This window comes from Vibrio profundum (assembly GCF_050337555.1).
Lineage (GTDB): Bacteria > Pseudomonadota > Gammaproteobacteria > Enterobacterales > Vibrionaceae > Vibrio > Vibrio profundum.
This window is the reverse complement of record NZ_JAKJTA010000006.1, coordinates 1-19,875: the sequence shown is the minus strand read 5'-3', so window position 1 is coordinate 19,875 and position 19,875 is coordinate 1. Positions and strand designations below refer to the sequence as shown.

The window sequence follows — 19,875 nt, the reverse complement described above, 5'->3', positions numbered from 1 at the left end:
ATTGAGTAGACGAGCTAGATAAACATGTGGTCACCAAGCTTTAGGTAATAAAAAAGGCAGCTAAGGCTGCCTTTTTCGTTCTAACGCTATTTGGAATTAAAGCGCTGCGATTGTTGCTTTTTGCTCTTCCAGCTTAACAAGCGTTTCTTGGTAGCTTTCAAGTTTTTCACGTTCTTTCGCTATAACGGCTTCAGGCGCTTTTGCAACGAAACCTTCGTTACCTAGCTTACCTTCGATACGCTTGATTTCACCGTGCGTTTTTGCCACTTCTTTATCAAGACGAGCAAGTTCAGCATCTTTGTCGATCAAACCCGCCATTGGGATCATCAGCTCGGATTTACCAACGAGTTTAGTTGCACAGGCTGGTGTTTCTTCACCGTCAACGAGCACTTTAATATCGTCTAGCTTCGCAAGAGAGTTCAAGACAATCTTGTTTGCTTCGATACGAGCGGCGTCTGTTTCGTCTGCGACTTTGATCATGACGGATAGACCTTTGCTAGGCGCAATGTCGTATTCCGCACGTAGATTACGGATAGCGGTGATGAAAGTCTTAACCCATTCGATATCTTCAACAATTTCCGCATTGAAGTTGTCTTCATTAAACTGAGGCAGCGCTTGAGTCATGATGGTTTCGCCTTCAACCCCATCGATTAGAGGCTTAACGCTTTGCCAGATAGACTCAGTAATGTAAGGCAATACAGGGTGAGCAAGACGCAATGTCTTTTCTAGTACGGTGATCAGCATGTAGCGAGTGGCTTTCTGCTGAGCTTCGCTTCCTTTCCAAAGGACAGGTTTTGTTAGTTCAAGGTACCAGTCACAGAATTGGTTCCAGATGAATTCGTACAGCGTGTTTGCTGCCATATCTAGGCGGTAGTTCTCTAGGTGAGCGTTAAACTCTTTCGCGGCAACTTCAAACTGAGATTCAATCCACTTATCAGCAAGAGAGAACTCCATATTGGCACGCTCTGCACCGGATAGAGACATACCACAATCGTGTTCTTCTGTGTTCATTAATACGTAACGGCTTGCGTTCCATAGCTTGTTACAGAAGTTACGGTAACCCTCTAAGCGTTTCATATCCCAGTTGATATCACGGCCAGTAGAAGCCATGGCAGCAAGAGTGAAACGCAGTGCATCGGTACCGTATGGTTCGATGCCATTTTCAAAGGTCTTACGGGTGTTCTTTTCGATCTTAGCGGCCAGCTTAGGCTGCATCATGTTGCCACAACGCTTTTTCACCAGATCTTCAAGGCCAACTCCGTCAATCATGTCGATTGGGTCAAGTACGTTACCTTTCGATTTCGACATCTTGTCGCCGTTTTCATCACGGATTAGACCCGTCATGTAAACTGTTTTGAACGGGACTTGTGCTTTGCCGTCTTCGTCTTTCACGAAGTGCATGGTCATCATGATCATGCGAGCAACCCAGAAGAAGATGATATCGAAGCCGGATACTAGAACCTCAGATGGGTGGAAGGTTTTAAGTGCTTCCGTGTCTTCAGGCCAGCCTTGTGTGCCAAATGTCCAAAGTGCCGAAGAGAACCATGTATCCAGAACGTCGTTGTCTTGCTTAAGCACAACAACAGGGGCTAGGTTGTTTTTCTCACGAACTTCTTCTTCAGTGCGACCGACGTAAACTTTGCCATCGTTGTCGTACCATGCTGGGATGCGGTGACCCCACCAAAGTTGACGAGAGATACACCAGTCTTGTACGTCACGCATCCACGCAAAGTACATATTTTCGTATTGCTTCGGAACGAACTGGATTTGACCATCTTCTACTGCTTTAACTGCAGGTTCTGCAAGCGGTGCGGTGCGGACGTACCATTGGTCAGTCAACATTGGTTCGATAACTACGCCACCACGGTCTCCGTAAGGAACCGTTAGGTCGTGATCTTTTATCTCTTCAAGTAGGCCAAGTTCATCAAACTCAGCAACGATGGCTTTACGAGCAGCAAAACGTTCCATGCCTTGATACTTAGCAGGAAGTTCTGTTGCGTAAACATCGCTCTCTTCGCCGTTCGTGGTGAATACTTCTGCCGCATCACGAATATCAGCGTTGAACGTCAGGATGTTGATCATTGGTAGGTTGTGACGCTTGCCTACCTCGTAATCGTTGAAGTCGTGAGCAGGCGTAATTTTTACACAACCTGTGCCTTTTTCCATGTCTGCGTGCTCGTCGCCCACGATAGGAATTAGACGACCTACGATTGGTAGCTCAATGTGTTGACCAATTAGATCTTTGTAACGTGGATCTTCTGGGTTAACCGCAACACCTGTATCGCCAAGCATAGTTTCTGGGCGAGTTGTCGCGACGACGATGTAGTCTTTACCATCAGCCGTTTTAACACCGTTAGCTAGTGGATAACGGAAGTGCCACATGAAACCTTTTTTATCTTTGTTTTCAACTTCAAGATCTGAAATCGCAGTATGAAGTTTAGGATCCCAGTTAACGAGACGTTTGCCACGGTAGATGAGATCTTCTTCGTATAGACGGACAAAGACTTCTTGAGTTGCCGCGGATAGACCATCATCCATCGTGAATCGTTCACGTTCCCAGTCAACAGATGCGCCTAAACGACGAAGCTGTTGAGTGATGGTGCCGCCAGATTCAGCTTTCCATTCCCAGATTTTATCGATGAACGCTTCACGGCCGTAGTCGTGTTTGGTTTTGCCTTCTTCGGCTGCAATCTTACGTTCAACAACCATTTGAGTGGCGATACCAGCGTGGTCTGTACCAACTTGCCAAAGGGTATTCTTTCCCTTCATACGCTCGGCACGGATCAGTGTATCCATGATCGTGTCTTGAAACGCGTGGCCCATGTGCAGGCTACCAGTGACGTTCGGTGGCGGGATCATGATGCTGTAAGCTTCTTTTGATGTGTCGCCGTGTGGCTTGAAGTAGCCTTTTTCTTCCCAAGCTTGATATAAAGCTTGTTCGATTAAAGTTGGGTTATATGTCTTTTCCATAGCGCTCATTTTGTCCCGTTTTACTCGACGTTGTAGCTGCGTTGGTTTACTTCCGACATATGGAGATATGGAGAAGGTTTACTCTACTTATCGCCGTGCTACAACCCCGATTACTTAGGGGAATTGTACTCAGGTTAATCTATGCCAATCATTATAAGTGAACTCTCTCAAGGGAGAGCTTAACTATAAAGATTGACTGCTATTTAGGGTTAATTTCGATCGTTTGTAGTTGGTATCCAGCTTGACGATAGATTTTATACCTTTCGCGAGCGAGTTGCTTTGCTTTCTGTTCGCAAGGAACGAAGTCTACCACCTCTGGGAACTGCTGCGCAAAGGTTGTATGAACATTGGCCAGATTTATAATTAACTGCCGATTCCACGTAGGTTTGATGCCTTGGAACCCGATCTCAATTTGGGTTGCTTGCTTTGGGCCTTCGCCGACTAAATTATGTGGCAAAAACTGGTTAGGTTCCACCGACCAAAAGTGTTCCGCGAGCAGTTCAGCGTGAGTTCTATCTTGACAGTTTACGAACAGTTTTGCTCCTTGCTGAGCAAAGTGCTGGGCCAAAAACAGAGTGTACTCCAATAAACCCTCAGGCGTTGCCTGTGGAGTATTGTCTGCAATGAGGTAAAACGTTGCGCTTGCCATTGTGTCGCTCGGACGTAACAAAGTTCAGAGAACAAAAGTTTACATAATAAAGTTCACATAATAAAAAAGGGCCGTTTGGCCCTTTTTCGTAGAAGAATTATTCTTCTGTTTCTTGGCCGCTGCGATTCAACAGGAATTGGACCAATAACGAGACTGGTCGACCGGTTGAGCCTTTTGCTGCGCCTGATTTCCAAGCTGTGCCTGCAATATCAAGGTGCGCCCAATGGTATTTCTTGGTGAACTTCGACAAGAAGCAGCCCGCTGTGATGGTGCCGCCAGGTCGTCCACCAATGTTTGCCATATCGGCAAATGGGCTTTTTAGCTGGTCATGGTATTCATCGGCCATTGGTAGGCGCCATGCACGGTCGCTGGCTTGCTCAGATGCATTGATGACTTCATGCGCTAGCGGGTTGTGGTTGGATACTACGCCACTGATGTGATGACCTAACGCGATAACGCACGCACCCGTTAGGGTTGCAACATCGACGACACATTCTGGCTCAAAGCGTTCAATGTATGTCAGTGCGTCACACAGAACCAAACGGCCTTCGGCGTCGGTGTTCAGTACTTCAACCGTTTGTCCCGACATTGTCGTGAGAATGTCGCCTGGGCGATATGCATTGCTGCCAGGCATGTTTTCACAACCGGCTAAGATACCCACAACATTAATAGGTAGGTTCAGCTTGGCTAGTGCTTTCATGGTGCCGAAAACAGACGCAGCACCGCACATGTCATATTTCATCTCATCCATGCCTTCGCCTGGTTTCAATGAAATACCTCCAGCATCGAAGGTTAGGCCTTTACCGAGTAGAACGATTGGTTTCGCTTCTGGATCTTGGCTACCTTTGTACTCCATGATAGACATCATGGACTCATTTTTAGACCCACGACCGACGGCCAAGTAAGACGTCATGCCAAGTTTTTCCATCTCTTCTTCACCAATAATCTTAGTGGTGACAGAGTCGAAGTCGTCGGCTAAACGGCGTGCTTGTGAAGCAAGGTAAGCGGGGTTAGCAATGTTTGGTGGCATGTTGCCAAGATCTTTACAGGCGCGGACACCGGAAGAAATCGCTAAACCATGGGTAATCGCTTTCTCACCGATGTTCAATTCACGGCGCGTTGGCACATTGAATACTAGTTTACGTAGTGGGCGGCGAGTTTCTGGTTTGTTACTTTTGAATTGATCAAAAGTGTACAAGCCATCTTTAGTCGCTTCTACCGCTTGACGCACTTTCCAGTACGTATCACGTCCTTTCACGTGCAGCTCAGTTAAGAAGCAAACCGCTTCCATTGAGCCTGTTTCGTTAAGCGTGCTGATGGTTTTTTGGATAATTTCTTTATATTGGCGTTCGCCAAGCTCGCGTTCTTTACCGCAGCCAACCAACAAAACGCGCTCAGATAAGACGCCAGGTACCTGATGAAGCAGCAGCATCTGCCCAGGTTTACCTTCTAGATCGCCGCGGCGCAGTAATGAACTAATATAGCCATCACTGATTTTATCCAGTTGTTCAGCTACTGGAGAAAGGCGACGTGGTTCAAATACGCCCACAACGATACATGCGCTGCGTTGTTTCTCTGGGCTACCACTTTTTACACTGAACTCCATGCGTACTCCTACATCCTGAAGACAAATCGAACTAAATGTTAGATAATGTAGTCTCACCTGTTGAATCTGAGAATGAGCAAGTTTTACTAACAGTTAGAAAAAAATTAAGAAATAATATGGTTCAACGGGAAATTATAGTGATTCGATTAAAAATACAAGTTTTGTTTAGGTAATTTCAGAGTGATTATTGTTAGATATTTGATCCGAGAGACACTCAAGAGCCAACTGGCAATATTTTTCGTGCTGTTTTTGGTTTTCCTTAGCCAAAAATTCATTGAGGTATTAGCACAAGCTTCTGATGGAAATATCCCTGCTAACTTAATTGTTACGTTAGTGGGTTTGAACATGCCATCGATGGGGCAGCTAATGCTGCCACTCAGTATTTTCGTGGGTATTTTGCTTACTTTTGGTCGTCTGTATGCGGAAAGTGAAATAACGGTCATGAATGCGACGGGGATGGGGAATAAGTTTTTGATTCATGCCGCTCTATACTTGGCGCTGATTACTGCTGCATTTGCTTCTTTTAACTCATTTTGGTTATCACCATGGAGCCAACAAGAAGTGGCAAAAATTACGGCGAAAGTTGCTGCGGAAGATACCGTTGAGCTAGTGAAAAAAGGCACATTTAACCGTACACCAGATGGTTCGTCGGTTATTTTTATCGACGATATTAAAGATAAAAAGCTCACCAATGTGTTCGTTGCTCAGTTGCAGCCAAGAGACTCAGTGCTGCCTAGCGTGATGTTCGCGCATACTGGCAACATTAGTGAATCCAGTACAGGGCGACAAGTTATCACTTTGTTTGACGGCACACGCTATGAAGGCGTACCTACTCAATTGAGCTATATGAACACCAAGTTTGATCAATACTCGGGTGTGATTGGTAAACGAGCCGTTGGTAAGCCAGGCTTGGACTGGAATGCAATGCCGACATTCGCTCTGTTGCAAAATAAAGATCCTAGAGCGCAAGCGGAATTGCAGTGGCGTATTTCCTTGGTGGTGTGCATCCCTCTATTAACTATGTTAGTGGTACCTTTGTCGGCAGTTAACCCTCGTCAAGGACGTTTTGCCAAGATGGGGCCTGCGATCCTTATTTACCTGACCTACTTCTTGCTCATTAGTGCAATGAAATCGGGAATAGAAGACGGCTCGATTCCTATTTCCGTTGGGATGTGGCCAGCCAATGCAGCGTTATTATTTGCCGCAATGATTGCTAATTCTATGGATAGTGTGCCAATGAGAAAGCTGAAACAGTCTATTAAACAAAGAAAGAAGGTAGCCTAAGCGGTGTTTAAGATCCTTGATTTATATATCGGCAGAACGATTATCGCGACTACATCGTTGGTGCTGATTACCTTCGTTGGCTTATCGGCAATCATCAAGTATGTCGAGCAATTGAGAAAGATTGGTGAAGGAACCTATGATTTGGTTCAAGCGCTGTATTTTGTGATTCTCAGTGTTCCTCGTGATATTGAGATGTTTTTTCCTCTTGCTGCTTTGTTGGGGGCCTTGATTGGCCTAGGTATGTTGGCATCGAGCTCTGAGTTAGTTGTTATGCAAGCCTCGGGGTTTTCTAAACTTGATATCGGCTTATCAGTGTTAAAAACAGCGGTGCCTTTGATGATTTTGGTGATGCTGCTCGGCGAGTGGGGCGCTCCACAAGCGCAGAAAATGGCGCGGGATTTGCGCGCTTTCGCCACCTCAAATGGTAAAATATTTTCTGAGCGTAATGGGGTATGGGCGCGAGATTCTAATGACTTTATGTTTATTGGCCGAGTGAATAAAGACAAAGTCTACGGATTGAACATGTGGCGCTTTGATAAAAATAAGCACCTTACCAGTACTATATATGCCAAAGAGGCTAGCTTTGTCTCCGAGCATCACTGGATGATGAAAGATGTTCAGATAACGAGTATGGCAAACCCAGATAAGCTAGTTAAGCGTCATGTCTCCAAACAAGTTTGGACAACTTCACTTGAGCCGGACAAGTTGGCTGTGGTGACGGTCAAACCTGAAGAATTGTCGCTGAGCGGCCTCTATGATTACGTCGGTTACTTGAAGGCTTCAGATCAGGATGCCTCCCGATATGATTTAGCGCTATGGCGTAAAGTATCTTCGCCGCTTTCTATTGCAGTGATGATGTTGATGGCGCTGTCGTTTATTTTTGGTCCTCTACGTAGTGTGACGATGGGCGCCAGGATTCTATCTGGCGTTATTGCAGGCTTTACGTTTTATATTGCGAGTGAATTTTTTGGCCCGCTTAGTTTGGTGTATGGCTTTCCGCCTGCGGTGGGTGCAATCGCGCCGAGCTTTGTCGCGCTTGGTATTGCCTTGTTATTATTAAGGCGCAAGTTGTAAGCGGATAACGATACAATAAAAAAGGAAGTGCTGAGCACTTCCTTTTTTATTTGGGCAGAACGACCACGCGTGTCTTTGATAGGAGATCTTGCAGTCCTCTTTTTTTCGGGTCCAACAAGATGGTTAGGTTTGCGAGTCCAAAAATGGATGTGAGTACTCTGATCAAAGCTTGTAGCGCGGAGATATTTTCCCCTTGTTGGTTAACTACTTTTATTTTCCAAGCTCGCATGCCTAGAGTTTGGCCTGCTTTTGTCCAAAAGAAGATTAAAAAGGTGAGCCAGACAGCCACGAGGTAAACTTTATATGCAAAGCTCCAAATCGGCTGGTGCGTTAAAAAATCTGCAATGTCGAGATAGGGCTGATAACTAAAGACTTGAAATTTAACCGAGGCTTGCAGTATCGCGACAACCACTCCTACGGCAATCATTTCAATCGCTATGATGATAAGGCAATCATAACTAAGCGCTCCAATCCTGCGGAATAATCCTGCTTGAGGTAAAATCGCGGTACTGTTCATAATGGTTTTCTCCAACATTGTGGTCATAAAATAGTATCGCCGTATATCGGGAAGAAAAAGGGATAGAACTTGTAATAATGAGCTGTGTGGCTACTTATTGTCCAAACAGTTGGTATTTATCACTTTTGCGCTTGCATGCCTAAGCCTGTTACGTATAATGCGAACCATCAAAGGGCAACAGCCCAAAGATGCCGGTGTGGTGAAATTGGTATACACGACGGATTCAAAATCCGTTGCCTTCGGGCGTGGCGGTTCAAGTCCGCCCACCGGTACCATCTCTTTTTCTCTTATTGGTCATAGAGTTAGAGGTGAATCGATAGGTCATTTCTTTTTGTCTCCCAGTTATGCGGTTACGTATTTATCGTAATTTGACGTAAAGGGGTGTACATGCCAGATATTCAAGTCCGAAAAGGCAAACGCGAAACCACGTATAAAATCGAATTTATGCGAGACGGTTCTCGATTCAGCCGAACTTTCAAAAATAAAAAACAAGCCCAGTTATTCCAAGCACAATTGCTTACGGATGACAATCTTGCGCACGTCCTAACTAATCAAACACTCAATAACCTCAGCTTTTGCGATGCTGTTACTCAGTATTTAGCGCAATACACGGGAAAAGATCAGTCTAAGCACCAGCGGCTAGGATATTGGTCTAACGCATTTAGTATTACTCCCGTTGGTAAGATCACCCGCCAAGACGTTAAGCGCGAGCTAAAGACCCTCGCCAAAACCCTCAAGCCAGCTACTCTCAACCGTTACAAGGCCGCGTTAAGCGCATTGTACGTTTATCTCAATGATGAACTCGACGCAGACTATAACCCCGCGAAGGGCATTCGCCAGTATTCGGAGAACAACGGCCGAACTCGCTTTCTCACCGATAACGAATTACCAAGGCTGCTAGAAGCAGCGAAACAATCGAATTGGGATCAGCTGTACTTGCTGGTGCTGATGGCGATCACCACCGGCGCAAGGCGAACTGAACTTGTCAGCTTGGATTGGTCACAAATAGACTTTAAACAACGAACCGCTCACTTGGGCGAAACCAAAAATGGCCAGCAACGTATCTTGACTTTAACGGCGGATGTAGTTGCTGAGCTAATGAAGTTTCGTCAGGTGGGCGGTTTTTTGTTTCCGAAACCTAGCGATCCCAACGCCTACTTTAAGAACTTTGATATTTACTGGCGCAAGGCATTACAGGCGGCGGGAATAGATAACTTTCGCTTTCACGATCTGCGCCACAGCTGCGCGAGCTTGCTAGCGATGAATGGTGCCTCACTGCTGGAAATCGCGGAGGTACTAGGGCATAAAAGCATCACCATGACACAGCGTTACTCGCATTTGTGTGTTGGGCATAAAGCTAGCTTAACGGATCGCGTGTTTGGGAGTGTTGGCCGCACTCAGTTGATGAATATTTAGTGTTGGTAGGGTCGAACTAGTAACTATGCCCACTTTAGGAACGCATGGGTCTATATGAAAAATAAGCAGAAAGAAAGAGAAAAGGTAGAGCAACTATTTTGGTACGAAATAGATAGTTTAGCTGTTAGTGATAATGACAAACAGTTGATGCTCGAATCTCTCCAAGCGCTCGGTTTAAGAGCAATACTAAGATGGAACAAAACTAGCGATAGGCACAAAGTGCCTAGTTATGCTGTGAATATTGCGTATTTTGCTTGTATTTGGAAGGAAAACCTAAAGTACCATGATCAGGTGAATGATGCTTTAAACGAAGATACTCTTCGAGAGAAGGCTCAAGTCATAAACAATACAATTGAGAGCTTGACTATCGCTATCAATGAAATCAGTAAGTCGCTGTTTGTTCACAATCACCCAAATCATCCTGAAGCATCAGAATGGCTTGAGATGCTCACTAAGCTCGAAAGCAGCATCAGGCGGCAAGTAGTTCAGCGAGATAAGCTAGACGAGCAATTAAGCAGAGCTCGCACTAAGTTAACGGCTAAGCAATGGTTTGTGGGGGGTATTTGCAAGCTTCTGATGTTAAACAATATCGCGCCAACCAAACCAAGTGACGACCCAGATAATAAAATTCCACTTGAGCGTTTTTTCAACGTATATATAGGCGAGTGTAAAAGTGAACTTCGAAGTGTAAATAGAACATATTCAGGAGTCACAAAAACGGGTAACGCCGCATATTCTAAACAAGAGTTTGACGACTGGGTAAAGCAAAGTGAGAAGACTATTGAATAATTTAAGGGGGACAGCTGTCCCAAAAGATAAGCATAGATTGGAGTGAAGTGTCCCTAATATTCGTGTGTTGTTTCTAATAATATGAATGAACCGCAACAAAATGGGAACAAAACCCAATGACCAACGACCAATTGACCGAACTTTCAATAGACCTAACTAACTGGATTCCTACTCAGGAGGTGCCAAACCAATACCCACAATTCAACCCCACTCAGCTTAAAGCTTTGATCTGGAAGCGTGAGGAACGCACAGGGTTAAGTCGTTGCTACAAGCGTGTAGGTAAGCGTGGTTACATCAACGTGAAACTGTTTTCGCTTTGGATGGCTGGCGAACTACCAGAACAGAAACAGGTTCAGCCATAAGCCATGGCTCAGAAGCGACTTACTGATAGAAAAGGAAAACTATGTATAAAGAAAAATGTATTGAACTGGGTTATCCAGAGCCGAGAGCAAGCGAGACACAGGTTAACTATGTAGTCCGCATCATGCTCAGCGGGTTAAAGCTCCATACCAGAAACGCGCGGCATATCGGTATCGGAAACCTTCATAGTATCGCAGCGGGTCTAAGCCGTAAGAAGGTGGAGTTTTCACTCTCGCACGTGAAAGCCAAATGCCCAGAAACAGGAGAGGTGCCATATCATAAAGTTGATCAAATCTGGATGACGCAAGAACAGCGAGCAGAGTATCTAGAAAAGAAAAAAGGCTCTAAGCAATAGCCTAAAGCCTCTTCCAATCATGCTGGTGGTAAAAGTTTGCAGACCGAACCGCCAGCCCTTTCAATTACGAGTATATGTAAATGAATAGCTCAAATCAAAGCTGTGATTTTTCACAGGTCAGAAATGACATGCGGGGAAAGGAGCTATCTATTCTCGCTGGCCTCGGTATCGAGTTACCTCACAAGCCAAATATTGGCGCTCCTTGTCCTTCATGTGGTGGAAGAGATCGCTTTTCGTGGGTGATGAAAGATAACTGGGTATATGAATGCCGTGGGTGTGGCGGCGGTGATGCTTTTAACTTGGTGACTAAGTTAAATGGGGGCGATCCCATAAAGGCAGCTCAACAGGTAATGAGCGATCACTATTCAAGGCCGTTAGTGCCAAGGGTAGCTAATAACAGTAATGGACAAGAGCAAGTCAAAGCTGCGAAGAAAGCAAAAGCACTCTTAGTTAACTCGGTTGTTCGCGACGATCACCCTTATCTAGAAAATCGAGGCTTAAATGGCATAGAAGTGGACTCCATTAATTCAGCCGTAACGGTTGGAGGCATTTCTTTTCCCGCTGGTAGTCTTATAGTGCCGGTGTCGAATGGAATCGACGACGTTAATGTACAGCTCATTAATGACCAGGGGGATAAGCGTTATCTCGCAGGTGGCCAGAAACGAGGATGTTATTATCTGCTAGGTGCTGACAACCCAAGCAAGATATTACTAGTTGAAGGTTTCGCTACTGGCGTAAGTGTATGGCTTGCTCACCAGCGGGAAGAGGCCGTAGGAGTATGCTTTGATGCTGGGAACCTCAAGCCAGTAGCCAATCAGTTGAGAGCACATGGCCTACCGTTGGTATTTATGGCAGATAACGACGAAAGCGGAGTAGGCGAGAAGAAAGCTAGGGCAGCAGCACAACATAACGAGCAAGTTTTCCTCCCGCCTGTGTTTGGTGATTGGGATGATTATCGCCAGAACGGCGGTGATATTGCCCAAGCCGTTGAGAGATTAAAGGGCACCAGCGGGAAGGAAGTTAGCCAAGAGCTCAAGCAAAAGAATGTATTCCACTTGGTGAACGGCTTTGATGGATTCGATATTGAATTTAGCTACCTGATTAAAGGGTACTTACCCGCGAACTCACTAGGCATGGTCTACGGCGCGAGTGGATCATTTAAGTCTTTTCATGCGCTGAGCTGGGCGGTTCACGTAGCCTTGGGAAAACCTTGGAATGGTCAAAGAGTGAATAAAACACCAGTTCTCTATATTGCTGGTGAGGGGGGCATCGGTGTCCCTAGGCGAATCAAAGCATTGGCGGATACGTATAACAACGGTAAACCTATCGAGAACTTATACCGCTTAGACCATCCTGTGGCGATGGGCAGCGTTGCAGATATTGATCAGCTTATCCGTACAATGGAAGAGAAAAGCAATAGTATTGGGGTTAAGTTTGGATTGGTGATCATTGATACCTTGGCGCGCTGCTTTGGCTCTGGCGATGAAAATAAAACGGAAGATATGAGCCGATTTGTCGCAGCCTGTGATCGCATGAAATCTCATGTTGGCGCCACGGTGATAGTAGTTCATCACAGCGGGGTAGCCGACAAGGAAAGAGCACGTGGTTCGTCCGCACTAAGAGCAGCATGTGATTTTGAATATCGAGTAGATCGAGTGAAAGACGATGCTCCCGCTTTTGTTCTCACTAGTACCAAAGCCAAAGACGATAAAGAAAAGCCGCAGCAAATGTTTCGTATGGCTCCTGTCTCCTTGTTCACGGACTCGGACGGTGATGAGGTTCAGACCTTGGTAGCCTCCAACGTGGGAGAAGAACCACCAGTGGAGGAAGAACAGCAAGAGACAAGGCTAACTGATACCGAACAAATGGTTTATCAGGTTGTAAGAGCTAGGCAGCAAGCAGGACATCCGACGACAAGGGGAATGGTTAGGGATGATCTAAAAGCTCAGGGCATCTCAACTAAAAGCCTTTCCCGATGGTTAAATGGATGTATGGAGAAAGGTGTTATAGATGAAAATGAAGGTTCATATTTTACTCAAATAGCGTCGTGAAAAGTTGCGCGCGCGGTGTTTCCCCTAAGGGGCGCGACCGCGCGCGCAATTAGGAAAAGATGAAGTAGCGGGTTTTTAACGGGAGCATACAGTGTTATCAAATACCTCATTTAATAGTGAAACGGCGAAAAACGCAGGGAGCAAAAGCAAGCGAGGGAAGGCGAGAGCAACGCTTTTGTATGACGCGGTTCGGGAATCGAAGCTTTTAGAGTTGGGAGAGCAGGACAGTAATGAAGATGTAGAGAAAGCTATTTTAGGGCATATCGCATCTAAGGCATTTTCTCCCGCTGGTGAAGATAGTGCGGTTTATCTCAAACTGCTGCTGGATCGTGTATGGCCAAAGCCCAAGCCGACTTACGAACCTGTCTTTCTGGACTTAGACGAAAACGCCACACCACTAGAGCTGGTGAATACCATCCTAAAAGAAACCAGCGAGGGAAAGATCGCCCCTGATGTCGCACAAGTATTGGTTACTCTAGTTGAAAAACGAATGAAGATTTATGAAGTAACGGAGCTGGAGCGGAAGCTTGAAGAGATCGAGGAGATGCTGGTCTAAAAGGCTGAGGGAAAGCCATTTTAGGGCTTTAAACTATAACCATATGACGGCTTTGGTAGCACTGCGCGCCATTTACTCCCCCAAATCTTTAAATACTTACTACCATATTTTCCACCATGGTTTTTTCTTGGGAGGGTAGGCGTGGTAGTAAGGTAGCTCTTTATTGAGGTTGAAAATATTGTTAGCGAGGTTGTTCAGTGCCATAGCGTGCCCTGAGGTAAGATAAAACCAAGCACTCCCTTGGCCGTTGTCCACAGGGTAGAAATCATAGCCGGGCTCACACAAGTCCTCCATGATTGTGGCTACAGCTTGAGTGTCTGCCCAATCATCATCAATTACGGGCTCTAACGTTCTTTTCACGCCATCAACTTCATAGTGTAATGTCGCATGAGAATCGGAAATGTCCACGCTATCCCTCAGCCCCTCGATCCGCTTAGCTTTACCAGTGATTCTATGGAACTGCGTAACGATTTCGGTATATGAACCGTCGTCATATATTGCTTCACAATCGAAGTGCCATACTTGGTCACACATGTAGCGTCCCCAAGGTTCTTCATCGATTTCAAAACCATAGATGACCATGATTAAATCAAATGGTTCATCTTCATATCTTTGTCTAGGACAAAACGAAAGTAAGTGATCAATTGTAACCCCTTCATTGAGCGTTATACCTATATCGAATAACTTTTTAATTTGTTCTTCAAGGGTCATAAGCTACTGCCTTGTGGTGGTGTGAAAAGGTACATGACTACTCTTTGTGTAATCGCTGAGCATATAACTCTGTAGTCGAGGCGTGACTATATCGTATCTACGGTATTTTCTGCTACTGGTGAATACGATCTGAAGATGGCGCAGCTATTGGAGGGATAGGGTTCATCTAGTCTAATTCTGTTCACTTGAAGAGGGTTAGGTTAATATGAGCCTCCTTTTATATTGAGGGCAAGGCGAGCATGAAAAAAATACTGGAACCAATCTTATTAATGATGACCATTGGTGGTGGTTTTGCGGGCATAGACGAGATACACATGAAGTTTTCTCATATGAATGAGCCGTCAGGAGGCGATTACTTTGTCATAGGGGTAGCATTGTTGCTCCAAGTATATGTAGTGATCGCAGGAGTGATGTTTGCTCATAACAAAACCAAAATGAAACACCTAAAGCGAGCACTTCTACTCCAAGTCCCTTGGATATCCTCTCCATTTCTCTTCTATAGGTTTGGTGCTGGCGTAGATTGGACGGTAATAGGATACGCACACGGAGTGAACGGTTACACCAACTTTGGTAATTCGTTTGGGTTCGAAATTAACCCACATTACCCTTGGGCAATAGGTGTGAACTTTGTTGCTTTAGCTTTATATCTTCTCATTTTAAAAGTTTTCCGAAGTAATAATGATAACTATAAGAGACCTGTGGCAAGTACATAGCTCGACCGTATTTACTTTTATGAGGGGGCGATATGTCCGATTTTTTAAGCAGAGGTATGATAGACATGAGAAGAATACTGGAATCAATTCTACTAATAATGACAATAGGTGGCGGCTTTTCGGGCGCATCCATTGTACTTCTGGTGTTCAGGCGGGGTGGGTTGTCGAGTTGGGAGCCCTATCTCGTATTAGTGATAAGCTTTTTGCTCTACGTTTATATTTTGGTTGCTGGACTTATCTTTGCGCGCAACAAAGCTAATACAAAGCGCTTAAAACGAGCGCTTTTGGTTCAAGTGCCTTGGCTATCGACTCCTTTTCTCTACTATCAGTTTAGCGCTGGCGCAAACTTGGCGACAAGAGTTTACGAAAGTGGTGTTAACAGCTTCGGTTACTTTGGTAGTGAATTTCAAATAGCGCTTCACCCAAACGATCCATGGGCAATAGGTGTGAACTTTGTGGCCTTGGCTTTATATGTCCTTACTTTAATGGCTTCTCGTCGCAGTTGGGTATAGTTTGTTGATTTGATAATGTAGCTATCTAAAAAGAACAATGTGGTATAGGTTGATGAGGAGGTTATAAAAATGGTAGAAGATAAAACGGAAGAGCAGGATGGCAGTATTAGTTATCCCTGTAAGATAAGCTCATGGCTGATCAATAGTAGCTGGGAAGCGGTTAAGACCGTCGATATAACTACCATAAATGCGAAGAAAACCCCGATACCTAAGGCATTTTCCCCTTTCTTTTTTGACCGCTCAATAGTTGATCAAGATTCTGGGTGTATAATAGCATGTGTAGACGGAGAAAGTTTCCAATTGAAACTCTCTAAGAAGCCGTCTAGCGTCACGCCTTTCCTATTGCTTCACCCTGTTAGTGATATTTTGAAGCTTAAGAATTTAATCCCTGATGTGGACAAAATTTTCTTTGACTTTGATGAAGAACAGAAGTGTTTTATCATTTCGACTCTAACGAGTGATCCGTCTCTTTCGATTAAACCATCTATTCAATACCAAAGACCATCTGAGACTAGTAAGTCAGGTCAGGTACAGCAGCGGCGTGGGCAAAATTACTTCAGAGAGGCAGTAAAGTGGGTTTGTAATAACTCCTGTGTCGTTACAGAGGTGAAGGAGATAGAGCCATCCATTCTTATTGCTAGTCACATTAAACCTTGGGTAGAGGCTAATGATGACGAGAAACTAGATGGTCACAATGGATTACTTTTAGCTCCACATATCGACAAACTGTTTGATAGTCACCTTATTTCTTTTGATAAAGAAGGTGTTATGTTGGTTAACCCTAAAGCTGAAGAAGCTCTGAACTCGTGGAGGGTGTGTAGAGAGAAAAAACATACTTTTTCCGACAAAAACCATGTCTATCTCGAACACCATAGAGAAAAGTTTCAAAGCCTATTGAGGAGTAATTAGACGTAATTTAACGTAAACCTACCTAAGACACACTTAACCAGAACAGACCGAAACCAATTGAAACAAGGCGTTAACTACCCTATGATTACGGTGTAAACCGCTATAGCGGGATTCAAAATCCGTTGCCTTCGGGCGTGGCGGTTCAAGTCCGCCCACCGGTACCATATTTAAATGATAAAGCCTCGACTTACGTCGGGGCTTTATTGTATCTAGTACAACCAAAAATTGATCTGATTTTCCTTCTCTGTTATCTGCACTTTTTTCCTCTTAATAGAAAGAGACTTAAGTTATCCAAAGGCTTAGGTAGGCTAGAATGATACAGGCCTCATTACCATCTTTTCCACCATGGCTTTTTCTTGGGAGTGTAGAAAAACAGAAGAATATCCATGGGGACATAGTGTTTAGGCTAGAGCTCTGCCACGAGAATATCATCATTGGTCGTCCGTCTGGTTCGTGAAACTTAACTGGAGCTCGTTTGTTTGTCGATGAGTTATATCAGCACGCTGAGGAGAGATTTCACAATCAAGAATTGGGGTTGCTAAACGACTACCGTAACTGGGAGTTATGTACGCCTGAGGTGGGTGATTATTTAGAACAAAGTGTGCCACACTTTTTGGATAAAAATCTGAAATGTCAAGCGATATTGACCGCTAACCAAGTACAGAAAATGGTAATTGATAAGTACGGAGATGACTCAGTCTCAACTAAATACGTTACCAATGAAGAAGAAGCTGTTTACTGGTTACGCGAGCAGCTAAGTCATAGAGCGGAATGAAGTAACCACTTTTATCGTAATGTGACGTAAATCAACCTCAGAAGCACTCAACCAGAACAGCCCGAAACCCATTGAAACAAGATGTTCATTGCCCTATGTTCCATATCTAATGGTTTGTGAAGTGTTATGTAGTTCAGATCGTATGAGGGATATGGCTTATATCCTTGTAACCCTTTATGTAAAAACATATAGGTCTTTTCTCTTATAATGCAACGATCTTACCTTGTTGAAAACACTCATTGATAATGAAATTTGTAGTAGTAGGCAGCGTTAGCTTAAAAATTAAAGAATAAGTTACTAAACTCTAACTTTTTGATCTTACGCCTAGTTTTGTAAATTCAGTCGACATCTTGGTTGCGAGTTGGGGTAGGTTAGCTATCTTTTAGTGATGGGCTTATCATCTCACTGTCTGGGGAGGTGGAGCTTATACTTAACTGATAATTTAACACTCGCACTCTCTTTTGTATAAATCTCAATTTCGGTTTATGGGCGATGGGTGTGCGTATGAAAGGAGAGAGTGTTTGTTGTGGCGAGTATAAAGATCACCGTTGATCGTCTTCAGCCAGGATTACATATTCGACTTCCAGTTAAGTGGAACGATCACCCTTTCTTGTTCAACAGCTTTAAAATAAAAAGTGAAGAACAGATAAAAATGATCCGTCACCTTGGCATTGAGCATGTGTTTTTAAACTTAAGCCAAAGTGATACTAAACCATTACCTCCAGATACTGTGGCGAAAGTGGAGAGTGTGAACAAAGAAGAAATAGATCTTGAGGCTAAGAAGCTGTGGGAAGAGAAGCAGGAACGGATCGAGAAACTTAATGCTTATCGCAGGCGTGTCGTCAATTGTGAAAAAGAATTTGAACGTTCGATGTCGCAAATGCGAGCGATAATGAACAAGATCCGTAGCCGCCCTGAACAGGCTGTGGGTGATGCGACGCAGCTTGTGAGTGATATTGTTGATAAATTGCTTAGTGACGATCATGTCACGCTACACTTGATAAACAGTAAAAGTGAATTTGAAGATGTGTATTTCCACTGTTTAAACGTTGCTGTTATTGCCATGATGATAGGTAAAGCAAAAGGTTTAACGGCAGAGCGCATCAAGGAGCTGTCTTTCTCTGCTTTATTCCATGATATAGGCAAACTTAAAGTTCCCACGACTATAATTCGTAAGCAAACGGCTTTGACTGAGCCCGAAAAAAACTATCTAAAGCTACACACCAAATACGGTTTAGATTTGGCAAACAACATGCCGGTGTTTCCTGATAGTGCGAAATTGGTGATTGCTCAGCACCATGAGCTAAATGATGGTACTGGTTATCCTGAAGGGTTAAAGGAAGCAGAGATTGATGAATTATCTCAGATAGTCGCATTGGCTAATGCCTACGATAACTTATGTCACCCGAGTATTCCTTCGCAGCAAAAAATTCCTTATGTTGCACTTTCGCATTTATACAAGAACTGTAAAAAGCGTTACAACAATGACAACCTCAATATATTAATCAAGTTCATGGGGGTTTACCCTCCGGGAACCGTCGTGCAACTATCCAACCAAATGGTTGGCTTAGTTATCTCTGTTAATAGTAAAGCTATATTGTTTCCTAATGTTCTGATTTATGATCCCTCCGTTCCCCGCACACAAGCCCCAATCATTGAGCTGCAAGATAAGGATATCAAGATTGTGAATGCTATCCTTCCGAATAAGTTGCCAGATAAAGTAAAAGAGTACCTAAATCCCCGTTCTCGAGTTTCTTATTTCTTCGATAGTGACGATTGATATGCAGGTTACCCACAGGTTTTTGTTAGTAACTTGTCGGTAATCTGTGTGCAGTTATTGTTCATTCTATGTTTTGGTTAAGTCTTAATCTGTTGAAGTTTTTTATTCAAATAACACTTGCCAAGCAACGTTCGATCTCTATAATGCACCCTCGCTGACACGGGAAGGCTTCGCAAGAAACGAAGAACGAGTTAGCAGGTTACCTAGCTAAGCCAAGTGCTTAACGCGTTTTAAGGAACGTGGTTGACACTCAAACTTAACTCGCTAGAATACCCGTCCACTTCGAGAGTATCTCGAAGTAAGCTCTTTAACAATTTAAACCTATCAATCTGTGTGGGCACTCGTTGATGATAATCCAAAGGCTTTTCTGTTCTTTTTATAAAGAGCGGTCAAGCAGCTTCTTAGAAGCACTTTAGGTATCAATGAACTGAGTGACCAATACGAATAATGACTTTCTTTAGAGAGAGGCGTTATTTGGCACAGTCAATTCATTACCATTCTGTTGGAATGGTAATAGCTTTAAAGTTACATYTTCATGTTTACATGAAGATTAGTTTTGAAGTCAGTATTCATTGAGCCGACAAAATCTTAAATTGAAGAGTTTGATCATGGCTCAGATTGAACGCTGGCGGCAGGCCTAACACATGCAAGTCGAGCGGTAACAGGAATTAGCTTGCTAATTCGCTGACGAGCGGCGGACGGGTGAGTAATGCCTAGGAAGTTGCCCAGTAGAGGGGGATAACCATTGGAAACGATGGCTAATACCGCATAATCTCTTTGGAGCAAAGCAGGGGACCTTCGGGCCTTGTGCTATTGGATACGCCTAGGTGGGATTAGCTAGTTGGTGA

The 19,875-nt window shown here is 44.2% G+C and carries 18 protein-coding genes, 1 tRNA gene and 1 rRNA gene; 15 read left to right on the top strand and 5 right to left on the bottom strand.

Annotation, left to right across the window (positions count from 1 at the left end; translation table 11 throughout):
• Positions 1–96 precede the first annotated feature (96 nt).
• From L4C34_RS06075 to pepA, 3 genes are all read right to left on the bottom strand, one after another.
• Positions 97–2,970, bottom strand: a complete 2,874-nt coding sequence (locus L4C34_RS06075; RefSeq protein WP_428788454.1) for a valine--tRNA ligase — start codon at positions 2,968–2,970, stop codon at positions 97–99.
• Positions 2,971–3,169: 199 nt separating this feature from the next.
• Positions 3,170–3,619 (bottom strand): DNA polymerase III subunit chi, encoded by a 450-nt coding sequence (locus L4C34_RS06070; protein WP_428788453.1) that lies wholly within the window; start codon positions 3,617–3,619, stop codon positions 3,170–3,172.
• Positions 3,620–3,716: 97 nt separating this feature from the next.
• Positions 3,717–5,225, bottom strand: coding sequence for a leucyl aminopeptidase (gene pepA, locus L4C34_RS06065; RefSeq protein WP_428788452.1), 1,509 nt, complete (start codon positions 5,223–5,225; stop codon positions 3,717–3,719).
• Positions 5,226–5,405: 180 nt separating this feature from the next.
• Here pepA and lptF point away from each other — a divergent pair, with 180 nt between their 5' ends.
• Together lptF and lptG are read left to right on the top strand one after the other, a co-directional pair.
• Positions 5,406–6,509, top strand: coding sequence for an LPS export ABC transporter permease LptF (gene lptF / locus L4C34_RS06060; RefSeq protein WP_428788451.1), 1,104 nt, complete (start codon positions 5,406–5,408; stop codon positions 6,507–6,509).
• A gap of 3 nt (positions 6,510–6,512) precedes the next feature.
• Positions 6,513–7,583 (top strand): LPS export ABC transporter permease LptG, encoded by a 1,071-nt coding sequence (gene lptG / locus L4C34_RS06055; RefSeq protein WP_428788450.1) that lies wholly within the window; start codon positions 6,513–6,515, stop codon positions 7,581–7,583.
• 46 nt (positions 7,584–7,629) lie between these two features.
• On the opposite strand, the gene L4C34_RS06050 is transcribed toward lptG, so the two are convergent.
• Positions 7,630–8,100, bottom strand: coding sequence for an RDD family protein (locus L4C34_RS06050; RefSeq protein ID WP_428788710.1), 471 nt, complete (start codon positions 8,098–8,100; stop codon positions 7,630–7,632).
• A gap of 190 nt (positions 8,101–8,290) precedes the next feature.
• Here L4C34_RS06050 and L4C34_RS06045 point away from each other — a divergent pair.
• The 7 genes from L4C34_RS06045 (at position 8,291) to L4C34_RS06015 (ending at position 13,627) form a co-directional block, all read left to right on the top strand.
• A tRNA-Leu gene (locus tag L4C34_RS06045) sits at positions 8,291–8,375 on the top strand.
• Between the two features lie 112 nt (positions 8,376–8,487).
• Complete coding sequence (locus L4C34_RS06040; protein ID WP_428788449.1) at positions 8,488–9,516, top strand: tyrosine-type recombinase/integrase; 1,029 nt, start codon at positions 8,488–8,490, stop codon at positions 9,514–9,516.
• 54 nt (positions 9,517–9,570) lie between these two features.
• Positions 9,571–10,305, top strand: a complete 735-nt coding sequence (locus L4C34_RS06035) for a hypothetical protein (protein WP_428788448.1) — start codon at positions 9,571–9,573, stop codon at positions 10,303–10,305.
• Between the two features lie 116 nt (positions 10,306–10,421).
• Complete coding sequence (locus L4C34_RS06030; RefSeq protein WP_428788447.1) at positions 10,422–10,667, top strand: hypothetical protein; 246 nt, start codon at positions 10,422–10,424, stop codon at positions 10,665–10,667.
• Positions 10,668–10,708: 41 nt separating this feature from the next.
• Positions 10,709–11,020, top strand: coding sequence for a hypothetical protein (locus L4C34_RS06025; protein WP_428788446.1), 312 nt, complete (start codon positions 10,709–10,711; stop codon positions 11,018–11,020).
• Positions 11,021–11,100: 80 nt separating this feature from the next.
• On the top strand, positions 11,101–13,071 hold the full coding sequence (locus L4C34_RS06020; protein ID WP_428788445.1) for an AAA family ATPase: 1,971 nt from the start codon (positions 11,101–11,103) through the stop codon (positions 13,069–13,071).
• Positions 13,072–13,162: 91 nt separating this feature from the next.
• Positions 13,163–13,627, top strand: coding sequence for a hypothetical protein (locus L4C34_RS06015; protein ID WP_428788444.1), 465 nt, complete (start codon positions 13,163–13,165; stop codon positions 13,625–13,627).
• Positions 13,628–13,726: 99 nt separating this feature from the next.
• Here the strand turns inward: L4C34_RS06015 and L4C34_RS06010 are convergent, their stop codons facing one another.
• A complete protein-coding gene (locus L4C34_RS06010; protein ID WP_428788443.1) occupies positions 13,727–14,338 on the bottom strand; it encodes a hypothetical protein in 612 nt (203 codons plus the stop codon).
• A gap of 239 nt (positions 14,339–14,577) precedes the next feature.
• Here L4C34_RS06010 and L4C34_RS06005 point away from each other — a divergent pair, with 239 nt between their 5' ends.
• From L4C34_RS06005 to L4C34_RS05980, 6 genes are all read left to right on the top strand, one after another.
• Entirely contained in the window at positions 14,578–15,051 is a 474-nt protein-coding gene (locus L4C34_RS06005; RefSeq protein ID WP_428788442.1) for a hypothetical protein, read from the top strand.
• 65 nt (positions 15,052–15,116) lie between these two features.
• Entirely contained in the window at positions 15,117–15,563 is a 447-nt protein-coding gene (locus tag L4C34_RS06000) for a hypothetical protein (protein ID WP_428788441.1), read from the top strand.
• 69 nt (positions 15,564–15,632) lie between these two features.
• Positions 15,633–16,472, top strand: coding sequence for an HNH endonuclease (locus L4C34_RS05995; protein ID WP_428788440.1), 840 nt, complete (start codon positions 15,633–15,635; stop codon positions 16,470–16,472).
• Positions 16,473–16,947: 475 nt separating this feature from the next.
• Complete coding sequence (locus L4C34_RS05990; protein WP_428788439.1) at positions 16,948–17,247, top strand: hypothetical protein; 300 nt, start codon at positions 16,948–16,950, stop codon at positions 17,245–17,247.
• Between the two features lie 526 nt (positions 17,248–17,773).
• Positions 17,774–19,027 carry an HD-GYP domain-containing protein gene (locus tag L4C34_RS05985; protein ID WP_428788438.1) on the top strand — a complete coding sequence of 418 codons (1,254 nt, stop codon included), beginning with the start codon at positions 17,774–17,776 and terminating at the stop codon, positions 19,025–19,027.
• A 590-nt stretch (positions 19,028–19,617) separates the two neighbouring features.
• Positions 19,618–19,875 (top strand): 16S ribosomal RNA (locus L4C34_RS05980); the annotation flags it as partial.